At 62.1% G+C, this 21,011-nt stretch carries 19 protein-coding genes, 1 tRNA gene and 2 pseudogenes; 14 read left to right on the forward strand and 8 right to left on the reverse strand.

Annotated elements, in window-relative coordinates; translation table 11 throughout:
* Positions 1-523 precede the first annotated feature (523 nt).
* The 5 genes from uvrB to RBRH_RS05505 all read left to right on the forward strand — a co-directional run bounded on the left by uvrB (position 524) and on the right by RBRH_RS05505 (position 5,987).
* Positions 524-2,614 (forward strand): excinuclease ABC subunit UvrB, encoded by a 2,091-nt coding sequence (gene uvrB, locus RBRH_RS05485; RefSeq protein WP_041753389.1) that lies wholly within the window; start codon positions 524-526, stop codon positions 2,612-2,614.
* Positions 2,615-2,783: 169 nt separating this feature from the next.
* Positions 2,784-3,350, forward strand: coding sequence for an iron transporter (locus RBRH_RS05490; RefSeq protein WP_041753392.1), 567 nt, complete (start codon positions 2,784-2,786; stop codon positions 3,348-3,350).
* Positions 3,351-3,353: 3 nt separating this feature from the next.
* Positions 3,354-3,698 carry a cupredoxin domain-containing protein gene (locus tag RBRH_RS05495; protein ID WP_013435028.1) on the forward strand — a complete coding sequence of 115 codons (345 nt, stop codon included), beginning with the start codon at positions 3,354-3,356 and terminating at the stop codon, positions 3,696-3,698.
* A 31-nt stretch (positions 3,699-3,729) separates the two neighbouring features.
* Complete coding sequence (locus RBRH_RS05500; protein WP_013435029.1) at positions 3,730-4,575, forward strand: FTR1 family iron permease; 846 nt, start codon at positions 3,730-3,732, stop codon at positions 4,573-4,575.
* Positions 4,572-5,987: a 4Fe-4S binding protein gene (locus RBRH_RS05505; protein WP_041754199.1), complete on the forward strand. Its 1,416-nt coding sequence runs from the start codon at positions 4,572-4,574 to the stop codon at positions 5,985-5,987. The genes RBRH_RS05500 and RBRH_RS05505 overlap by 4 nt, the downstream gene beginning before the upstream one ends.
* A gap of 500 nt (positions 5,988-6,487) precedes the next feature.
* Here the strand turns inward: RBRH_RS05505 and hemP are convergent, their stop codons facing one another.
* The 4 genes and pseudogenes from hemP to RBRH_RS05525 all read right to left on the reverse strand — a co-directional run bounded on the left by hemP (position 6,488) and on the right by RBRH_RS05525 (position 8,731).
* Positions 6,488-6,757, reverse strand: coding sequence for a hemin uptake protein HemP (gene hemP / locus RBRH_RS05510; RefSeq protein WP_013435031.1), 270 nt, complete (start codon positions 6,755-6,757; stop codon positions 6,488-6,490).
* A gap of 120 nt (positions 6,758-6,877) precedes the next feature.
* A complete protein-coding gene (locus RBRH_RS05515; protein ID WP_041754201.1) occupies positions 6,878-7,363 on the reverse strand; it encodes an SRPBCC family protein in 486 nt (161 codons plus the stop codon).
* 65 nt (positions 7,364-7,428) lie between these two features.
* Positions 7,429-7,752 (reverse strand): annotated as a pseudogene (locus RBRH_RS05520) (OsmC family protein); the annotation flags it as partial.
* Between the two features lie 61 nt (positions 7,753-7,813).
* A complete protein-coding gene (locus RBRH_RS05525; RefSeq protein WP_013435034.1) occupies positions 7,814-8,731 on the reverse strand; it encodes a pirin family protein in 918 nt (305 codons plus the stop codon).
* Between the two features lie 126 nt (positions 8,732-8,857).
* Between RBRH_RS05525 and RBRH_RS05530 the strand changes: the two genes are divergently transcribed.
* Entirely contained in the window at positions 8,858-9,847 is a 990-nt protein-coding gene (locus RBRH_RS05530; protein WP_013435035.1) for a LysR family transcriptional regulator, read from the forward strand.
* 208 nt (positions 9,848-10,055) lie between these two features.
* Here the strand turns inward: RBRH_RS05530 and fabI are convergent, their stop codons facing one another.
* Positions 10,056-10,847 carry an enoyl-ACP reductase FabI gene (gene fabI / locus RBRH_RS05535; RefSeq protein WP_013435036.1) on the reverse strand — a complete coding sequence of 264 codons (792 nt, stop codon included), beginning with the start codon at positions 10,845-10,847 and terminating at the stop codon, positions 10,056-10,058.
* On the opposite strand from fabI, the gene RBRH_RS18725 reads away from it, so the two are divergent.
* The 6 genes from RBRH_RS18725 to RBRH_RS05560 all read left to right on the forward strand — a co-directional run bounded on the left by RBRH_RS18725 (position 10,846) and on the right by RBRH_RS05560 (position 17,582).
* The gene (locus RBRH_RS18725; RefSeq protein ID WP_157864355.1) at positions 10,846-10,986 is read left to right on the forward strand and encodes a hypothetical protein; all 141 of its coding nucleotides are present in this window, start codon (positions 10,846-10,848) and stop codon (positions 10,984-10,986) included. The two genes, fabI and RBRH_RS18725, sit on opposite strands and share 2 nt — an antisense overlap.
* The gene (locus RBRH_RS05540) at positions 10,983-12,860 is read left to right on the forward strand and encodes an extracellular solute-binding protein (RefSeq protein WP_013435038.1); all 1,878 of its coding nucleotides are present in this window, start codon (positions 10,983-10,985) and stop codon (positions 12,858-12,860) included. Before RBRH_RS18725 ends, RBRH_RS05540 begins: the two co-directional genes overlap by 4 nt.
* Positions 12,861-12,866: 6 nt before the next feature.
* Positions 12,867-13,907, forward strand: a complete 1,041-nt coding sequence (locus RBRH_RS05545) for a microcin C ABC transporter permease YejB (protein ID WP_013435039.1) — start codon at positions 12,867-12,869, stop codon at positions 13,905-13,907.
* Positions 13,908-13,953: 46 nt separating this feature from the next.
* The gene (locus RBRH_RS05550; RefSeq protein ID WP_041754205.1) at positions 13,954-15,027 is read left to right on the forward strand and encodes an ABC transporter permease; all 1,074 of its coding nucleotides are present in this window, start codon (positions 13,954-13,956) and stop codon (positions 15,025-15,027) included.
* Positions 15,028-15,099: 72 nt separating this feature from the next.
* Entirely contained in the window at positions 15,100-16,761 is a 1,662-nt protein-coding gene (locus RBRH_RS05555) for an ABC transporter ATP-binding protein (protein WP_049786368.1), read from the forward strand.
* A 137-nt stretch (positions 16,762-16,898) separates the two neighbouring features.
* On the forward strand, positions 16,899-17,582 hold the full coding sequence (locus tag RBRH_RS05560) for a C40 family peptidase (protein WP_013435042.1): 684 nt from the start codon (positions 16,899-16,901) through the stop codon (positions 17,580-17,582).
* Positions 17,583-17,614: 32 nt separating this feature from the next.
* Here the strand turns inward: RBRH_RS05560 and RBRH_RS05565 are convergent, their stop codons facing one another.
* The gene (locus RBRH_RS05565) at positions 17,615-18,610 is read right to left on the reverse strand and encodes a patatin-like phospholipase family protein (protein ID WP_157864356.1); all 996 of its coding nucleotides are present in this window, start codon (positions 18,608-18,610) and stop codon (positions 17,615-17,617) included.
* Between the two features lie 158 nt (positions 18,611-18,768).
* On the opposite strand from RBRH_RS05565, the pseudogene gltX reads away from it, so the two are divergent.
* Positions 18,769-20,170: pseudogene (gene gltX / locus RBRH_RS05570) on the forward strand (glutamate--tRNA ligase).
* 73 nt (positions 20,171-20,243) lie between these two features.
* Positions 20,244-20,319 (forward strand) — tRNA-Ala (locus tag RBRH_RS05575).
* A gap of 65 nt (positions 20,320-20,384) precedes the next feature.
* Here RBRH_RS05575 and RBRH_RS18730 read toward each other — a convergent pair.
* Positions 20,385-20,561, reverse strand: a complete 177-nt coding sequence (locus RBRH_RS18730; protein ID WP_157864357.1) for an IS66 family transposase — start codon at positions 20,559-20,561, stop codon at positions 20,385-20,387.
* Complete coding sequence (tnpB, locus tag RBRH_RS17080) at positions 20,521-20,940, reverse strand: IS66 family insertion sequence element accessory protein TnpB (RefSeq protein WP_013435047.1); 420 nt, start codon at positions 20,938-20,940, stop codon at positions 20,521-20,523. Before tnpB ends, RBRH_RS18730 begins: the two co-directional genes overlap by 41 nt.
* Positions 20,941-21,011 lie beyond the last annotated feature (71 nt).

The raw sequence follows: 21,011 nt of genomic DNA on the forward strand, positions 1-21,011 counted from the left end.
GAAAAGACGGCGGGCGGCGGCCATGGCATGGTTGGGATCAACGCCGTGCAACCACCCATCCCTGCATTGTAACCAATGCCGGCCGCGTTGTTCCGCGTCGGCGGGCAGCAGTGAACTATGCGCCATTGATCCGCTCCGGTGCATGGTTTGCTCCGGCGTATAGGTTGCTCCGGCGTATAGGTTGCTTCGGTGCATAGGTTGCTTCGGTGCATGGCCTGTTCCGGCGTATGAACTGCTCTGGCGTATGAACTGCTCCGGCGTATGGCCTGTTCCGGCGTATGATCTGCTCCGGCGTATGATCTGCTCCGGCGTATGACCTGCTCCGGCGCGCGGCTCACGCCAATGTATGGCCGTGCCGCCGCCCGAGTCGGGCCGGTCACGATGTCAGTGCCGGAACTCGAACGGGTGCGCGTGCCGGTGCGCGGCCGGGCGTGGCGGTTTCGCCCCGAGATCCCGCTCGGCCCCGTGTCGTGCCAAAACGCTAGAATGTACGTTTGCTTGTCCCGGCCGGAAGGAACGACCCATGTCCGCATTGCACACCGAGAACGATCACGCGCTCGACGAGAGCAAATTCGTTGTCTTCGATGGATCGCCCTACCAGCTGTACCAGCCGTTTCCACCGGCAGGTGACCAGCCGGAGGCCATTCGCCAGTTGGTCGAGGGTATCCAGGACGGCCTCGCGTTCCAGACGCTGCTCGGCGTGACCGGCTCCGGCAAAACGTTCACGATGGCCAACGTGATCGCCCGGCTCGGCCGCCCGGCGATCGTATTCGCCCCGAACAAGACGCTGGCCGCGCAGCTGTATTCCGAGTTCCGTGAGTTTTTTCCGCGCAACGCGGTCGAATATTTCGTGTCGTATTACGACTACTACCAGCCCGAAGCGTACGTGCCGCAGCGCGACCTATTTATTGAAAAGGACTCATCGGTCAACGAGCACATCGAGCAGATGCGGTTGTCGGCTACCAAGAGCCTGCTGGAACGACGTGATGTTGTGATCGTCGCGACGGTCTCGGCGATCTACGGGATCGGCAATCCGTCGGAATACCACCAGATGATCCTCACGCTGCGCGACGGTGACCGCGTCGGCCAACGCGACATCATCGCCCGGCTGATTGCCATGCAGTACATGCGCAACGATGTCGATTTCCAGCGTGGCACATTCCGCGTGCGGGGCGACACCATTGACGTGTTCCCGGCCGAGCATGCCGAAATGGCGGTGCGCGTCGAGTTGTTCGATGACGAAGTCGAATCGTTGCATTTGTTCGACCCGCTGACCGGGCGGGTGCGGCAACGTATCCCGCGCTTCACCGTCTACCCGTCGTCGCATTACGTAACGCCCCGCGATACGGTGTTGCGAGCGGTTGAGACGATCAAGGAGGAGTTGCGCGAGCGGCTCGCGTTTTTCCACCAGGAAGGCAAGCTTGTCGAGGCGCAGCGGCTCGAGCAGCGCACCCGGTTTGATCTTGAGATGCTTCAGGAGCTGGGTTTCTGCAAGGGCATCGAGAACTATTCGCGGCATTTCTCGGGTGCCGCGCCTGGCGAGCCCCCGCCAACGCTGTGCGACTATCTGCCGGCCGATTCGCTGATGTTTTTGGACGAGTCGCATGTGCTGATCGGCCAGCTCAACGCTATGTACAACGGGGACCGGGCCCGCAAGGAAAACCTGGTCGAGTACGGGTTCCGGCTACCGTCCGCGCTGGACAACCGCCCACTGAAGTTTCATGAATTCGAGCGCAAGATGCGCCAGGCGGTGTTCGTGTCGGCGACGCCGGCCGGCTACGAGCAGCGCAACGCGGGCCAGGTCGTCGAGCAGGTGGTGCGGCCCACCGGGCTAGTGGATCCGCAGATCGAGGTCCGTCCCGCCATTTCTCAAGTCGATGATGTGCTGTCGGAAATTAATCAGCGCGTGGCGGCTGGCGAACGGGTGCTGGTCACCGTGCTAACCAAGCGCATGGCTGAGCAACTGACCGAGTTTCTTGCCGACCACGGCGTGAAGGTACGCTACTTGCATAGCGACATCGATACGGTCGAGCGGGTGGAGATCATCCGCGACCTGCGGCTGGGCACCTTTGACGTGTTGGTCGGCATCAATCTGCTGCGCGAAGGGCTCGATATCCCGGAGGTGTCGCTCGTGGCGATCCTGGACGCGGACAAGGAGGGGTTCCTGCGCGCCGAGCGCTCGCTGATCCAGACGATCGGACGGGCCGCACGCAACGTCAACGGTTACGCGATCCTGTATGGCGACACGATCACCGACTCGATGCGGCGCGCGCTCGACGAGACCGAGCGGCGCCGTCGTAAGCAGATCCAATACAACGAGCGCAACGGCATCGTGCCGCGTGGCGTCGTCAAGCGAATCAAGGACATCATCGACGGCGTCTACGACGTGGACGACGCGCGCGCTGAACTGCGCGCGCAGCAGGAGCGCGCGAAGATCGAGGACATGTCGGACAAGCAGCTCGCGAAGGAAATCAAAAAGCTCGAAAAGCAAATGCTGGACTACGCCAAGAACCTCGAGTTCGAGAAGGCGGCGCAGACCCGCGACCAATTGGCGCGGTTCAAGCAACGCGCGTTCGGCGCGAGCGTCGGCGACCACGTGCCGGAGCTGCGCTAGGCCGCGTCGCCGCGCGGGCTCGCGCTCCGGGCGGCGTCGTGGCGTCGCGGCGACAAGATGTGTCGATGCGGCGCATATTGCCGCTTGGGACAACGCGCGGATCGGTGCTACACTGGTGGTGTATTGAGAATTGTTCTTATTCCAGTTTTCACACACATTACAACGAGGAATGTCGATGACAGGTTTTCGTCTAGTTCGTACCGCCACCGCCGTGGCGTCATTTGCACTGGTAATGGGCGCTGCAGGCGCGGCGTCGGCGGCCGAGTATCCGATTGGCAAGCCACAAATCCAGGGCGGGATGGAAGTCGGCGCGGTGTATCTGCAGCCGATCACGATGGACCCGGAAGGCATGATGCGCAAGGCGTCCGACTCGGACATCCACCTGGAGGCGGACATCCATGCGGTCAAGAACAACCCGACCGGCTTTGCCGAAGGTGATTGGATGCCGTACCTGCAGGTGCGTTACGAGTTGACCAAGCCCGGCTCGAACTACGTGCAACAGGGTGATCTGATGGCGATGGTGGCGAGCGATGGCCCGCACTACGGCGACAATGTGAAGCTCGCGGGTCCGGGCAAGTATCACCTGAAGCTGTTTATCGCGCCGCCCGCGCAGACTGGGCATATGGCGTTCGGCCGCCATGTTGACAAGGAAACCGGTGTCGGTCCGTGGTTCAAGCCGTTCGAGTTGAACTACGACTTCCCGTTCGCCGGCATTGGCAAAAAGGGTGGTTACTAATCGATGAAGCGCACGCTCAAATTGCAGGGCACGGCGTGGCTGCTTGCGTGGAGCGCCGCGTTCGGCGGCGTCGCCCACGCTGCGGATCTGCCCACGTTCCGGCTCGAGATGGCGGACGGCAAGCTCAATCCGGCGCGCATCGAGGTGCCGGCCGGCCAGCGCATCAAGATCGAGGTGCACAACACCGGCAAGGGCGCTGTCGAGTTCGAAAGTGTGCAGTTGCGCAAGGAGAAGGTGCTGGCGCCGGGTGCCGAGTCGTTTGTTGTGATCGCGCCGCTGTCGCCGGGCGAGTACAAGTTTTTCGATGATTTTCATCAGAGCGCGCAAGGCGTGATAGTGGCAAAGTGACGGGCCGTGCAGCCGCGCGAAGGAAGATGTAATGGGACAGATTCTGTTCATCGTATGGCGGGAGAGCGTTGAGGCGCTGCTCGTGGTCGGCATCCTGCATGCCTGGTTGAACAATGGCGACGCCGCTGCGCGCAAAGGATTGCCGTGGCTGTGGCTTGGCGTCGGCGCGGGATTGCTGGCGGCGGTTGGCCTGGGTGCCGCGTTAGTCGGCTTTACCGAGGTGCTGTCCGGTGATGCGCAGGATTATTTCCAGACGGCGATGGTGCTGGTTGCGTGCGTGCTGATCGTGCAGATGGTGCTGTGGATGAAGCGGCATGGCCGCACGCTCAAGCGCGACATGGAAATGTCGTTAGCCGAGAGCCGGCGCAATGCAAACTGGTGGGGTGTCGCAGTGCTTGCGGCACTGGCGGTCGCGCGCGAAGGCAGTGAAACGGTGATTTTCCTGTATGGGCTGGGGTTCGGTCAGTCGGGCCACGTCGATGTGACGCAATGGCTGGCCGTGCTGATCGGTCTGGCGCTCGCGTTGCTCACGTTCTATCTGCTGCAACTGGGTGGCCGAATATTCTCGTGGCGTGCGTTTTTCCGCGTCACCGAGGTCATGCTGTTATTCCTCGGCGCCGGTCTGTTCGAAGCGGGCATCGATAAGTTGATCGACAAGGAAATTGTGCCGACCGGTATCGATGTGGTGTGGAACACGTCGCACATCCTGGACGACTCCAGTACAGTCGGCTCGCTGGTGGCGACGCTGACCGGCTATCGGGCCCATCCGGCATTGGCCAACCTCATTGCGTATGCGTTGTTCTGGCTGGTGGTCTGGGTGTTGCTGCGCCGGATCCGGCAGCGCCAAACCTCGTGCGCGCAGAGGAAGCCCGCATGAGTATGATGCTGGCTCCACGCTCCGGCTGGTTGGCCGAGGCTGGGCACTGGATGCAGCGCCATCAGACGGTGATCCGCAACGTGCAGTGGGTCGTCGTGCTCATTTATGCGCTGTTGATCCTGGTGCCGGCGTTCATGCCGCTGCCGGATGATACCGCGCATATCTGGTCGAACCTCACGGTATTCGCGCAGTTCGTGTTTTGGGGCATCTGGTGGCCGTTTGTGCTGCTGTCGATGGTGATGCTCGGGCGTGTATGGTGTGGCGTGCTGTGCCCGGAAGGTACATTGTCCGAGTTCGCGAGCAAGCACGGGCTGGGCCGCCCGATTCCGCGCTGGATGCGCTGGGGCGGGTGGCCGTTCGTCGCGTTCGGACTTACGACGATCTATGGGCAAATGGTCAGCGTGTACCAGTATCCGAAGGCGGTGCTGCTGGTGCTCGGCGGGTCGACTGTTGCCGCCATCGTGATTGGCCTGTTGTACGGCCGGGAAAAACGGGTGTGGTGCAAGTACCTGTGTCCGGTCAATGGCGTATTCGCGCTGCTGGCGCGGCTCGCCCCGTTGCGCTATCGGGTGGATGAGCAGGCGTGGCGTCGTTCATATACGCAGGGCGAGCATGGGCACCGTGTGATCCCGGTGAACTGCGCGCCGCTCGTGCCGTTGCGAAACATGAAGGGCGCGTCGGCCTGTCATATGTGTGGCCGTTGCAGCGGCCATCGCGATGCAATCGCGCTGACGTGGCGCTCGCCGGCGCAGGAAGTCGTGGAGCTGGGCGAGGAGGCGGCGAACCGTTGGGACACCGCGTTGATTTTGTACGGGTTGCTCGGCATCGCGATCGGCGCGTTTCATTGGACCGTCAGTCCGCTGTTTGTCTCGATCAAGCAATCGCTGGCCGCGTGGCTGATCGACCACGACATTATGTGGCCGCTGCAGACCAATGCCCCATGGTTCATTTTCACGCACTATCCGCAGCAAAATGATGCGTTTTCGTGGCTCGACGGCGGCCTGGTGATCGGCTATATCGTCACCACGGGTTTGCTGTATGGCACGGCGCTGCTGGCGTGCGTCGCAATGGGCAACCTGCTGCTCGGCCGGTGGCGTACGTCGCGGTTGCATCACTTTGCGCAGGCATTGATCCCGCTGGCCGGCATGGGCGTGTTCCTCGGTTTGTCAGCCACTACCGTGTCGCTGTTGCGCGCCGAGCATTTGCCCCTTGGCTGGGTGCCAGACGTGCGGCTCGCGTTGCTGGCGATAGCCAACACGGCAAGCCTTTATCTCGCGGTGAAAATCATCGTCAAGCATGTCTATGGTATCAGTGCTGGTGTTGCACGGGGCGTAGGTGCACTACTGTGCTTTGTCGCGGCGTTGGCGGTCGTTGACAGCGCATGGTGGCTGATGTTCTGGGGCTGGGCCTGAGCATGGACCTCGCAAAGGCCTGAATTGACGCCGAAATCCGAATGGATGGCGAAACCCGGCTGGTGCAGAGGTCCAGCCTATGGTGAGCTTCGACCTGTGACAAGGTTTGATCTGTGACAAGGTCCGGCATGTGACAAGGTCGTCCGGCGCGCGGCAAGGTATGACGTTGCGGCAAGATGTGCCTGCGGCAAGGTCTGCCCTGTGTCTGTCCTACGACAAGGCTGCCCTCTGAAGGCCGGACTGGAGCGGCTCGATGACGTTTGAACTTGTCTTGTGACGAAGCCCGAGTCGACGCTGAGATCAGAGTTCGGAGATTGGGCGGGGAATCCCGCAAAAAAACGGCTTCACTGGCTATGGCGGCAGGCTTATCAGGCGCGAAGGGGTCTAGGTCTCGCGATGATGCCGCCAAGGCTGGCTAGTGCCAAACACCTCGGATCGAGGTGGTCCCCACAATACTCGGTTGGAGCATGCTGCCTGGTAGTTGCCGGGCAGCATGCCGGTCATTTGGTCAGGATCAGCTTGCCCAGCCGCGTTGCGCGCAGCTGATACGTTTCACCGTTGTGCAGAATGCTCACGTGCGTGCGACCTTGCAGCAAGTCGTCGCTTTGCAACGCATGCGCGGCATGGGTCGTGCCCATCGGCTGCGGGGTCGGCGTGGCGAGCGCCGGCGCAGCACGCCGGTCCCCGGGCTGGGCAGCGGAACTGCGCATCGGGCGGGCCATCCCGGAAGGCAGGCGCAGGGTGCTGAGAGAGCGGTTTGCGGTCGTCATCGAAGATGCGGTGTGTTGATCGTTGACAACGAGTTTAAATGATAATTATTCTTATTTGCAATTGCGTCTATTAATCACCGCAGCAAGTCGATAGCCCATGCCGCGGGTCAGTGCAGTGTGTCAATGCACGTGTGTAGACAGCCGACCGTTGCCCGCGTATTCGCGGATCAGCCGTACAGTATCGAGATCCGCCTCGCGATAGGCCGACTTGACGATTTCAGTCATTTGCTCATCATCGGAACCTTGCACGGCGCTTGGCAGCGTGGTGCGGTACTCGAAACGCACAAACAATTGCACCGGGTCTGGCTGCTCGATCGTCATCGTCAGCGATCCGCCGACGTGGGCCTCGGTTGCCTCGATGTCATACCGGACTTGATGCCCGGGGCTTAGCGTCACGCGATCACGCACGGTGGCCGGTCCATAGTGCAATTCGCGTTCCAACGTATCGCCGTGGCGCGACAGGATCGTGCAGCTGTCCAGGCCGAGCACGAACAACTGCGGCTGTTCAGCACGCAGCACAAGGCCGGCCCACAGTTCGTCGCGGGTCAGCGTAGTGGTCAACGGGTTCAGCGGGTCGTTGACCTGGATCAGGTGTTCAAAGTTCAAAGCAGCAGTGTCCTCCAACAGGCAAGGTGCCGTGCGCCGTGATGATAGCGCGGATCGGCGCCGGTTCACGCGGCCACCGCCAGTCCACTTTGAATGGCGACCGGATGCGTCAACAGCTGATGGACTGGGCACGTACTGGCGATTTGCAACAAGCGTTCCCGCTGCTCGTCATCCAGCTCGCCGTGCAGCACGATCGTGCTGCGGATAGTGGTCCCCTCGTCGTTCTGCTCGATATCAAGCGAAACATCGACATCGGCTAGGGGCCATTGCTTGCGCTGCGCGTACATCTTCAGCGTGATCGATGTGCACGCGCCCAGGCTGGACAGCAGCAGCGACACGGGCGTGGGCCCGCGGTTGCCGCCGCCGGCTGACGCCAGCTCGTCCGCCAGCCGTCATCACGTCTTGGCCGTTATGCGTGAACGGTGCCGTAGGGCGTTCGCCGCCCACTGCTCAGGCAGCGATGTGTCCAAACTTGCCGTCGCGGTAGTCCGCGACGGCTTGGCGGATCTCGTCCTCGGTGTTCATTACGAACGGGCCGTAGCGCACGATAGGTTCATTGAGTGGCACGCCGCCGATCAGCAGAAATTGCAGTGGCCGGTCGGTGGCGCTGATCATGATCGTATCGCCGATGTTGTCAAACACTACCATCTGCCGTGCGCCGGCCGCTGTTTGCTGGGCGCCATAGCGACCACCATTGTCAAGCGCATAGGCGAACATGCGAAAGCCATCCGGTACCGGATGCACCAGGGTTGCACCAGGCTGCATCCGGAAATGCTGGAATAGGATCGGGGTGCGCGTCTGAATTGCAGCGCTCACCCCGAGTGCCTCCCCGGCGATGACCTTGACGTCGATGTGCCCGTCCGGCGTGCGTGCAACCGGAATGCGCGCGCCGGGCAATTCTTGGTAGCGAGGTGCCATCATTTTGTCACAGCGCGGCAGATTGACCCACAATTGGAAGCCGTGCGAGCGCCCGCCGTGTTCGAGCAGCGATGCGGCCGGCATTTCGCTATGGACCACGCCGACGCCGGCCGTCATCCACTGGACGTCGCCCGGGCCGAGTGTACCGGCGTGGCCTGCGGAGTCCCGATGAGCGAACTCGCCTTCCAGCATATACGTGACCGTCTCAAAGCCGCGATGGGGGTGCGCGGGTGCGCCGACGGCCTGGCCCGGCGCGTAGTCAACCGGGCCCATCTCATCGAGCAGCAAGAACGGATCGAAGTCCGCCAGTGTCCGCGTCGGAAACGGCCGGTGCACGACAAATCCCGCACCCTCCACGGTGCGCTGCGCGGGAACCACTTGCTGGACTGCGCGGGCTCTCACGTCCTGCGAGCGTGCTGCCGCGATGGTATGGCTGGGGTGATCGATCATCAGAATCTCCGTGATTCAATTGCGCTATTTGCAGCATCTATGCAACATGAGATGATTATAGGCAGGGTATCGTTGGCTGCCAGTGGGCCGTGCTGCAACGAATTGTTCTACTGATGGAACGACGACGTGAACCTAGGTCATCATGATCTGAACGACCTGCTGTACTTTTCGCAGGTGGTCGAATACGGTGGTTTTTCTGCTGCTGAGCGCGCGTTGGGTATTTCCAAATCGCGTTTGTCACGACGGTTGTCCGACCTGGAGGCGGCGCTCGGGGTGCGGTTGTTGCAACGCTCGACGCGCAAGCTCGCGCTGACTGAGGCGGGTGCGCTGTTCCATCGGCATTGCGTGGCGATGCTCGGCGAAGCGCGGGCCGCGCTGGATGCGGTTCACCAGCTTGGCTCGACACCGCGCGGCACGGTGCGTGTCAGCGTGCCGATGACTGTCTCCCAAACGATGCTGGCGCATTGGATGCCAGAGTTCCTGCGCCGCTATCCAGACGTGAAAGTGGTGGTACACGTCACGAACCGTGTGATTGACTTGTTCGAGGACGAGATCGACGTCGCGCTGCGGGTGCGCTCGGAGCCGCACGCGAACGCGAATATCGTCGTGCGGCCGCTATGGCGTAGGGAGCAGATGCTGGTCGGCTCGCCGAGCCTGCTGGACGCGAACCATCCGCCGATGGTGCCGGCTGACCTGGCGCGCTATGCGACGCTGTCGGTGCCCAGTGCCGACGGCCGGTACGTGTTCAAGCTGATTGCGCCGGATGGCTCGCATCACGACTACGAGCATGAACCGCGGCTAGTGACCGCCGACTTGCTGATGATCCACCAGGCGGTATTGGCCGGTGTGGGTATTGCGGTGCTGCCGGACAATATCTACCAGGCGGCGATGAATGCCGGGCAATTGTCGCCGGTGATGCCCGGCTGGACATTGCCGCCGCCGCAGCTGTACGCGGTGTTCCTGTCCCGGCAGGGATTGCTGCCGGCGGTGCGCGCGTTCATCGATTTCCTGGTCGAAATGATTGAGAATGGCACGGGGACGCCGCATGATGGCCCGGCTGACGCGCTGTACCTAGATTCGACGCGACATGATCGGGAGCGTGCGGCCGAGGGTTAGCGCGTCGGCATTGAAGCACGCATTTGCGATCGAGCGACGTCATGCCCCACTGCCCGAAGGCGCCGTAAGCGCAAGGCCCTCCTCGTGGGGGGGCCGCGACCGCTCCATGTCGCGCCGATCGGCGGATCCCGGTATTGGGTTCAAGGACCCGGCGGTTCTTGTTTCGCCGGGCGCCTAGGCGCCACGCGTGCGGTTCACGTGACTCAGCTCATTCGCCTGCGCTGGGCAACCCACCGGCCACCGCGTTGAAGCCGCTGTCAACATAGGTGATCTCGGCAGTAATCCCGGAGGACAGCTCCGAGAGCAGGAACGCGGCCACGTTGCCGACCTCCTCGGTAGTCACATTCCGGCGCAGCGGCGCGTTATGCTCGACGAATTGCAGGATCTTGCCGAAGTCCTTGATGCCGCTGGCCGCCAGCGTTTTGATCGGACCCGCCGAGATACCGTTGACGCGCACGCCGCGCGGCCCGAGCGAGGCCGCCAGGTAGCGCACGCTGGCTTCCAGCGAGGCCTTGGCAAGTCCCATTGTGTTGTAGTGCGGCACCACGCGCTCGGCGCCCAGGTACGTCAACGTCAGCAATGACGCGGTGTCCGCCAGCATCGGCGCAGCAGCCTTGACCATGGCTGGGAAGCTGTAGGCGGAAATGTCATGCGCGATGCGGAACCCTTCGCGCGACAGGCCGTCCAGGAAATCGCCCGCGATCGCCTCGCGCGGCGCGAAGCCGATCGAGTGCACGAGCCCGTCCAGGCTGTCCCAGTGCTGCTTCAGCGACGCGAACAGCGCGTTGATCTGTGCGTCGTCGGCCACATCGCAAGGCAAGACCAACTCGCTGCCGAATCCGGCGGCGAACTCGGTGATGCGCTCCTTGAAGCGTTCGTCCACGTAGGTGAACGCAAGCTCGGCGCCTTCGCGGTGCGCAGCCTGAGCAATACCGTACGCGATCGAGCGGTTCGACAGCAGACCTGTGATGAGGATGCGTTTGCCAGCCAGAAAACCCATGAATACTCCCTATGTCAATCGTATGCCGATCGGGGCCGCCGGCGGCATGTCGCGCAACGGTGAGCAGTGCCCGATGCCGGTGCGGCGCCCGATTTTCTATAGAATTGTCGCACAGCGCAACCCTGGACCGTTTCCATGACCCTTGGCCCGCGATGGCTCCATCGTCGATTGCAGTCTTGTCTCATCGCCGCTTTACTGGTCACCTCTGGACTGGCCGCGCCCGCCGCGCAGGGTGCCTATGCGATCGCACAGTACGGCGAGCCGAAGTATGCACAGGGTTTTTCGCACTTTGACTACGTCAATCCCGACGCCCCGAAGGGTGGCACGCTGACGTTGGCCAACCCGAACCGGCTCACGAGTTTCGACAAGTTCAATCCGTTCACGCTGCGCGGCAACGTCGCGCCCGGCATCGACTTGATGTTCGAGACGCTGATGACCGGCAGCGCGGACGAGTTAGCGTCGGCCTACGGCCTGCTGGCCGATAACGTGCAGATTGCGCCGGACCGGCTGTGTGCGACGTTCCATTTGAATCCGAAGGCGCGCTTCTCGAACGGCGACCCGGTGCAGGCGGAGGACGTCAAGTTTTCGTTCGATACGCTCAAGAGCCCGTTGGCCGCCCCGCAATTTGCCGCAGTGTTCGGCGATATCACGCGCGCGGTGGTGGTCGACGCCGCGACGGTCCGGTTCGAGTTCAAGCGTCCGAATCGGGAATTGCCGCTGCTGGCCGGCAGTGTGCCCGTGTTCTCGCGTAAGTGGGGACTGCGCGTGGATGGCTCGCGTATTCCATTTGACCAGCTGGCGTTCGAGCCACCGATCGCCAGCGGCCCGTACCTGATCGAGCGCTACGACAATGGCCGCACCATCACGTTAAAGCGGGACCCGCACTATTGGGCAGCTGGGCTGCCGGTGCGGCGCGGCATGTACAACTTCGAGCGGATCACATACAAGCTCTATGCGGATAACGTCGCCAAGCTCGAAGCCTTCAAGGCCGGAGAATTTGACGTAAATGTCGAGTACATTGCCCGCCAATGGGTGCGCGGCTATGTCGGCAAGCGGTTGCGCAGCGGTGAGTTGGTCAAGCGCGAGTTCCGCCATCACAATAGTGCGGGCATGCAGGGTTTCGTGGTCAACACGCGGCGTGCGCTGTTCCGCGATGTGCGGGTGCGGCGCGCGCTCGATCTGGCGCTTGACTTCGAATGGCTGAACCGGCAACTGTTTTATGGACAGTACACCCGGTTGAACAGTTATTTTGCCAATGGTGTGCTGGCCGCGCGCGGCACGCCGGATGCGGCCGAGCTGGCCATCCTCGCGCCGTTGCGCGCGCAACTCGATCCGGCCGTGTTCGGGCCTTTGCCGGCGCAGCCGGTCACCGCGCCGCCTCCCCACTCGCTACGGGCCAATTTGCTTCAGGCGCGTGAACTGCTCGCCCAGGTGGGCTGGACGTACCGCGACGGTGCATTGCGCGCACGCGACGGCACGCCGTTCGAATTCGAGATCATTGACGATTCGGGCGGCGGCATGGCACAGGTCGCGGCGCCGTATATCCGCAACCTGCAAAAGCTCGGCATCCGGGTCACGTACCGGCAGCTGGACTATGCGGTGCTGCAGAAGCGGCTGGACGCATTCGATTTCGACATGACCGCGTTGCGCTATCCAGATGTCGCGGTGCCGGGCTCGGAGCAACTAGCGCGTTTTGGCAGCCATGCGGCTGACGAGCCGGGCTCGGACAATTTGTTCGGCCTGAAATCGCCTGCGATCGATGCCATCTTGCACGCGCTGCTGGCCGCGCGCACGATGGATGAGCTGGTGGCGGCAAGCCGCGCGCTGGACCGCGTGCTGTTGCACGGCTATTACGTGGTGCCGCAATGGTACAGTTCGGTACACCGGATCGCCTATCGCCGCACGCTAGCGTATCCCCGGAGCGGGCCGCCTAACTACACCGCCGAGGAGTGGGTCCGCTCGCTGTGGTGGCAGGCGCCGCAGGACCGCCCATCCTCGAATGACGCACCCTGAACCGGCATGTGGAGCTACATCCTGAAGCGCCTGTTGTTGATGATCCCGACGCTGTTCGGCGTCTTGACGCTGACCTTTGTCGTGATCCAGTTCGTGCCCGGCGGCCCGGTCGAGCAGACCGTGCGCGAGTTGCGCAAGGGGCAGGAGCAGGGCGTCGCGCCGTTCGGCATGAGGGCGCACGCCGGCGTCGACGCGCAACAGATCGCGCAATTGAAGAAGCTATATGGTTTCGACAAGCCACCTCTGGAGCGCTACGCGTTGATGCTATCGCGTTACGCGCGATTCGATCTCGGTGACAGCTACTTCCGGCATCAAAGCGTCTGGTCGCTGGTGGTCTCCAAGCTGCCGGTGTCGATCAGCATCGGGCTATGGACGTTCTTGTTGACCTATCTGATATCGGTGCCGCTGGGCATTGCGAAGGCAGTGCGCAACGGTTCGCGCTTTGATCTGTGGACCAGTATCGTCGTGCTGGTTGGCTACGCGATTCCCGGCTTTGTGCTCGGTGTGCTGCTGCTGGTGTTGTTCGGCGGTGGCACGTTCTTGCAGTGGTTTCCGTTGCGCGGGCTGACATCGGACAACTGGTCGCAGCTCAGCATGTTGGGTAAGATCGCTGACTACCTGTGGCATATCGCGCTGCCGGTGACCGCGTCGGTGGTCGGCAGTTTTGCGGTGGTCACGATGTTGACCAAGAACGCTTTTCTTGACCAGATCCGTCGCCAGTACGTGCTGACGGCGCGTGCCAAGGGCCTGCCCGAGCGCCGCGTGCTGTTCACGCACGTGCTGCGCAACGCGATGCTGCCGCTCGTCGTCGGCTTTCCCGCAGCATTCATTGGCGCATTCTTTACTGGCAGCTTGTTGATCGAGACGCTGTTCTCGCTCGATGGCCTGGGGTTGCTGTCCTATGAATCGGTGCTGCGGCGCGACTACCCGGTGGTACTCGGCACGCTGTATCTCTTTACGCTAATTGGGCTCATCACGCAGCTGATTTCCGACCTGTGCTACGTGCTGGTTGACCCAAGGATCCAATTTGACAATCTGGAGCGTTGACGTGAGATTGCGTGCAAAGTCTGGCCACGGGGCCGGCCCGGATGCGATGGTGCGCGGCGCCGTGCCGGCGCTCGCGTCGCCGTCGCCTTACCAGCGGCTGTGGCGCCGCTTCAAGCGCAACCGCATCGGCTATTGGAGTTGGGTTGTCTTCGTCGCGCTGTATGCATTTAGCCTGTGCGGCTTTTTCGTGTCGAACGACCGGCCTTTGATCGTGCGCTATCAGCATGCACTGTATTTCCCATTGTTTCAGACGTATCCGGAAACCACGTTTGGCGGGCAGTTTCCCACCCCGACCGATTATCTTGACCCGTATATTCGCGCGCGTTTCGAGCAACCAGGTCATTTCGCCCTCTATCCACTGAACCACTACTCGTACGATACGCTGAATTATTTTTCGCCAGTGCCCAATCCCGCGCCGCCGTCGCGCGAGAACTGGCTCGGGACCGACGGCCAGGGGCGCGATGTATTCGCGCGCCTACTGTACGGCTTTGCTGTGTCGGTATCGTTTGGACTGGCACTGACGGCGATCGGTACGCTGCTGGGCATCGTAATCGGAGCACTGCAGGGGTACTTCGGCGGACGCATCGATTTGGCGGGGCAGCGGCTGACCGAGATTTGGGGTTCGTTGCCGGAGCTGTATTTGCTGATCATCTTCGCCTCGATTTTCGAACCCAGCCTCACGCTGCTGCTGGTACTGCTGTCGCTGTTCGGATGGATGGGGCTGGCCGCCTACGTGCGCGCAGAGTTCCTGCGCAACCGCACGCTCGACTATGTGAAGGCGGCGCGCGCGATGGGGCTGTCGCACTGGCAAATCATCCGCCGGCACGTGATGCCCAACAGCATGACGCCGGTCATCACGTTCCTGCCGTTCCGCATGAGCGCGTCGATCTTGGCGTTGACGAGCCTGGACTTCCTCGGTCTTGGCGTGCCGTCACCCACGCCCAGCCTCGGTGAGTTGCTTGCGCAAGGCAAGGCGAACCTGGACGCATGGTGGATCTCAATGTCGACGTTCGGTGTCCTGGTGCTGACGCTGACGCTACTCACGTTCATGGGCGATGCGTTGCGCAATGCGCTCGATGCCCGGCTGGCCGATGCGCTGGGCGTGGCGGGCGGGCAGTGACGTGGTGCCCGCCGGCGCCGTGTCGTCGCGCTGCCCGGGTAGCGGCCTGATGAAATGAACCCTACGATCACAATGACGCAAACATTCCCGCCGACAGGCGAGGTGGCCGCTCCGTCGGTTCAGTCGCAGCCGCTGCTGTCGATCGAGCACTTGCAGGTGCGTTTCGGCGACTCGATCGCCGTTCATGACCTAAGCCTGGCCATTGGCCGGGGGGAGCGGGTCGCGTTGGTCGGCGAATCCGGATCGGGCAAGACCGTGACCGCGCTGTCTGTGTTGCGTCTGCTGCACGACGCGCAACTGGACGGCGCCATCCGTTTCGCTGGCGAAGATCTGCTTACGTTGAGCGAAAGGCGCATGCGCGGTGTGCGCGGTGCCCAGATCGCGATGATTTTTCAGGAGCCGATGAGCGCGCTCAATCCGTTGTATACGATCGGCAAGCAAATCATCGAATCGATCCGATGGCATGACGGCGTGGACGAGCGCCAGGCGCGGTGCCGAGCGATCGCGTTGCTCGCCCGTACCGGCATCGACGACGCGCCTCGGCGGGTGGACGACTACCCGCACCAGCTCTCCGGCGGCCAGCGGCAGCGGGCAATGATCGCGATGGCGCTCGCGTGCCGGCCCCAGTTGCTGCTCGCGGACGAGCCGACTACGGCACTGGATGTGACCATTCGTGGCCAGATCGTAAAGTTGCTACTCGAGTTGCAGCAGACACGCGACATTCATCCCCACGGCATGGCGGTGCTACTGATCACTCATGACCTGAATCTGGTGCGACGCTTTGCGCAGCGCGTTGCGGTAATGGAGCAGGGCAGACTCGTGGAGACGGGCGCTGTCGAGCAAATTTTCTCCGCGCCGCAGCATCCGTACACGCAGCGGTTGCTGGCGAGTCGGCCAGTGCGCAACATCTTGCCGGTGTTGCCGATCGCGCCGGTGCTGCTGGAGGCGCGCGACATTCGCGTGTCGTTCCCCAAGCGGCGTCGCACCATCGCCGAGTGGTTCGCGCCGCGCCGTTTCGTGGCGCTAGATGGCGCCAGCGTCGCCGTGCGCCAGGGTGAGACGCTAGGCGTGGTGGGCGAATCCGGCTCCGGAAAAACGACGTTGGCGATGGCGTTGCTTGGCCTGCAGCACATCGATACCGGCACGATTGAGTTCCGCGGCCGACCGCTGGGCTCGTTCCGTGGACGCCAGCGGCGTGCGTTGCGTGCGCAGATTCAGGTCGTCTTTCAAGATCCGTTCAATTCGCTTTCGCCGCACCAGACAGTTGAGCAAATCGTCGGCGAAGGACTTGCGCTGCATGCGCCAGGCCTGGACGAGGCCGCACGGCGCGCAAAGGTGATCGCCACATTGCGGGAGGTTGGCATCGATCGCACCGCATTGTTACGCTATCCGCATGAATTCTCCGGCGGGCAGCGTCAGCGGATCGCTATTGCGCGCGCCCTCATCGTCGAGCCGCAGGTCCTGGTGCTGGACGAGCCGACTAGTGCGCTTGACGTGTCAATTCAACAGCAAGTGCTGCATTTGCTGTCTCGGTTGCAACAAAAGTACAACCTCGGCTATGTGTTTATCTCACACGATCTGGAGGTTATCGCAGCGATCGCACACCGGATTGTCGTCATCCAGGGCGGCATGATTGTCGAAACCGCGCCCACCGACGCGTTGCTGCATGGGCCGACTCATCCTTACACCCGTAAATTATTGAAAGCTGCCAAGTTTGATGCGCAGTCGGACTAGTGGAAACTAATAAACATATAAGAATAATTGAAATTGTCTATTTTCTTTGACAGCGTAATAAACACTGGTTAGTATCGTCCCAACTTTTCCGCATCCCCCTGATTTTTCAGGGCTTCCCAGAAAATACTACCGACCCGATGCAGCATATCAACTTGAAGCAAGCTTGCGCTCGAATTGTTGCTAGCGTGTTCCTCGGCGCGCTGATGGCTGGAGTAAGTGGGGCGTACGCCGACGAAACAGGTAGCCGCAAGCAAAACGTCAACATAGGGCTAGGTTTACAGCCGTTGGCGGCACAAAACGGCACGACGCAGGGCGGTGCCCAGGAATCCCACCAAAGCGCAAGCCAGACTTTTTCTTCAAACACCCATTCATTTCTTTCCGGCATGGCCGCCAAGGCCGGTGACGTGGTGGTCGGCGCGCTTAACATGATCGGGGTGCGTTATCGATGGGGGGGTGACTCGCCCAGTTCGGGTCTCGATTGCAGCGGCTTTGTCCGTTACGTGTTCCAAGACACGCTCGGCCTGACGTTGCCGCGTCGTGCGGAGGAAATGAGCCGCGTCGGCGAGAAGGTCAAGATGAGCGAATTGAAGCCGGGCGACTTGGTGTTCTTCAACACGATGCGTCGCACGTTCTCGCACGTGGGCATCTATATCGGCGACAACAAATTCGTGCATTCGCCGTCGACCGGCAGTACGATTCGCGTCGATGAACTGGATAGCGGATACTGGGAGAAACGGTTTACCGGCGCGCGTCGGCTTGACGCCGCGTATCCGAAGGCCGACGCGTTGCGGCAACGCGTCAGCGCATCGACGTCGGACTGAACGCTCCCGGCCGGGTGACACATGCCTGTGCGTTACTGCGGGCGGGCCAGCGCCAGCTTTTGCTGCAATTGCGGAAAGATCCGATTGACGGCCTCTTCTCCGGCGAGAATTGCCGCGTTCCGCTGGCCGAAATCGCTGCCGCTCATCGCGGCGAGATTGGGATGGACTACGACATCCGCATATTTGTCGAGTTCGTAGGCTTTGATCGACTGTCCCATGATCGTGAAAGTCTGCATCAGCACGTCGAACGAGCTGTGTGTCAGACCGTTTTCCGGGCGCTGCGAGATGTCGATGGCGATCACGAAATCGGCCCCCATCTTGCGGGCGAACACGGCCGGCACCGGGCTGACCAGGCCACCGTCAACATATTCGCGATCACCGATGCGCACCGGCTCGAATATCGACGGCACGCTGCACGAAGCACGTACCGCGATGCCGGTATTGCCCCGCTGAAACAGGATCGGCTGACCGCTTTTCAGGTCGGTTGCCACGATGCCCAGTGGACGGGCCATCTTTTCGATCGGCCGGTTGTTCAGCGTGGTGTTGATATAGTTCTGCAGCGCGACGCCCTTGAGGAAGCCGCGTGAGCGCAAGGGCAGCGCCCAGTCGCTGATCGCCGCCTCGTTCATCGTCAACGCAAGCTTGTTCATCTGCAGGCCGGTCATACCGGACGCGTACAAGGCTGCGATGACTGAGCCGGCGCTGGTGCCGACAACAATATCGGCATCGATGCCGCGCGCCTCGAGCGCCTTAATGACACCGATGTGGGCGAAACCGCGCGCCGCGCCTGCGCCGAGCGCCAGCCCGATCTTTAGCGGGCGGGCCGGCGCGGCGGGCGGCAGCGAAGGGGCGGCCATATTGGAGCGGGTCTTAGGGCCGGTGCATGCGGCAAGCAGCGCGGCCGTCGCGGCACCGAGCAAGCGGCGGCGGGCGGGCGAAACAGCGGACAGCTTCAACGAAATCTCCAGCACGATGGGCGCACAGGTCGGTGTTGCCGTGACACGGCAACGACGGTGTCCCGCGCGCATTATAGGCGCATTACCTTGACTAGGCGCATTGCCCTGACATTGCCCGGGGCGTCGCGGCCGCACCGGTATAATGACGGCTTGCCCGGTCCGCAAGTCTTGCCTTGAACCGCGAGTCTTGCCTCGAATCGCGGGCCTTGCCTCGAACTATCCGATCTGCAATGACCACCTCCGTACGTACCCGTTTCGCGCCGAGCCCGACCGGCTTCATCCATCTTGGCAACATTCGCTCCGCGCTCTATCCGTGGGCGTTCGCCCGCAAACATCACGGCACGTTCATTCTGCGCATCGAGGATACTGACGTCGAGCGCTCGACCGACGCGGCCACGCAGGCGATCCTCGATGGCATGGCAGTGGCTCGGGCTCGATTTCGACGAAGGGCCGTACTACCAGATGCAGCGGATGGACCGCTATCGCGACGTGATCAAGCAACTGCTCGAGCAGGGCCTCGCGTATCCATGCTACATGTCGCCCGAGGAACTGGATGCACTGCGCGAACGGCAGCGCGAGGCGGGCTTAAAGCCGCGCTATGACGGCACTTGGCGACCCGAACCGGGCAAGGTGCTGCCGATGCCGCCCGCCGGCGTGCAGCCCGTCGTGCGCTTTAAGAATCCGCTGAGCGGCACGGTAGCATGGGACGATGCGGTCAAAGGGCGCATCGAGATTTCGAACGACGAGCTTGACGATCTGGTCATCGCACGGCCCGACGGCACACCCACGTATAACTTCTGCGTGGTGGTCGACGACCTGGACATGGCGATCACGCACGTGATCCGTGGCGACGACCATGTGAACAACACGCCGCGCCAGATCAATATCCTGCGTGCGCTGGGCGGCACGCCTCCCGTGTACGCGCATTTGCCCACGGTGCTCAACGAGCAAGGCGAGAAGATGAGCAAGCGCAACGGTGCAATGAGCGTGACGGGGTATCGCGATGAGGGCTACCTGCCCGAGGCGGTGTTGAATTATCTTGCTCGGCTTGGTTGGGCGCACGGCGATGCGGAAATCTTCTCGCGCGAGCAGTTTGTCGAATGGTTCGACCTCGAGCACCTGGGCAAGTCGCCGGCGCAGTACGATGCCAATAAGCTGAAATGGCTTAATAACCATTATCTGAAGGAAGCCGACAACGCGCGGCTGGCATCACTCGCGCTGCCGATGCTGGCCGCGCTTGGTGTCGATGCGACGCGGGGGGCGCCGTTGGACGGCGTCGTCGCGCTGTTCAAGGACCGTGCGAACACTGTTAAGGAGATCGCCGAGAGCGCGGTGATGTTTTACCGGACGCCGGCGCCGGCAGCGCAGGAGCTTGAGCAACATCTGACGGATGCCGTGCGTCCCGCGCTTGAGGAGTTCATCGAAGCCCTTGCGGGGATCAACTGGACGAAGGACGCGATCGGGGCGGCGTTGAAGGCGGTGCTGGCAGCCCACAAGCTGAAGATGCCTCAGCTGGCGATGCCGGTACGTCTGCTGGTGGCCGGGACGACGCATACGCCGTCAATCGATGCGGTGTTGCATCTGTTCGGTCGCGAGACGGTGCTCGAGCGGCTGAGGGCGGTGCTGTCTTGAGCGAGGTGACAAAATTTTGAGTCAAGGGGCTTTACAAATGGTCGGTTTGTCCCTAAGAATCTCGTTCTCTGTCGGGGGTATAGCTCAGCTGGGAGAGCGCTTGCATGGCATGCAAGAGGTCAGCGGTTCGATCCCGCTTACCTCCACCAAGACATAGTCAACAGAAAGCCGAAGTAGTCCAGAAAGCCTTGGGAAATCAAGGCTTTTTCTAATTTTACGGTCCTACATTCCCCTCCGCTACGCGCTCGGATGAACGCCCGTACTGCCAGCGTTTCAGGCGTGCGATTTCGGCCAGCAGTCGCGCAATGGTTTCGTCGCGCGAGGCGACGATACGCTTCAGTGCGTCGATGTTATCGGGCAGATGGCTGGCATGCTCGGCCGTGTAAAGCATGCTCGTGTACTCGTGAGTGCCGGCGCACCGCCTCATGCGGCGCGTGTGGGCTGCCACGTTCTTTCAGGGTGTCGCCAATCGATGCCCTCCAAAAGCATGCAGAGTTGGGTTGGCGAGAGGTGGACGCTGCCCGATTCGCTTGCGTCCATACAAAGCGTCCTCGCTCCAGACGCTTCGCATACAGGTTCATGCCGTCGCCGCTCCACCATAGGACTTTGATAAGGTCACCGCGGCGTGCGCGAAACACGAACACATGCCCGGCGAAGGGATCATGCTCGAGCGTTGATTGGACCAGCGCAGCCAGGCCATCCATTCCACGCCGCATATCAGTTACGCCCGCGGCCAGCCACACGCGCGTTCTTGTGGGAAGGCCGATCACGGTGCTGAACGTAACGTCGAAAGCACCGTCCTGAGCACGCCTAGGTCCAGCGGTCCATCAAAACGAACCCG

Source organism: Mycetohabitans rhizoxinica HKI 454, assembly GCF_000198775.1.
GTDB classification, from domain to species: Bacteria; Pseudomonadota; Gammaproteobacteria; order Burkholderiales; family Burkholderiaceae; genus Mycetohabitans; species Mycetohabitans rhizoxinica.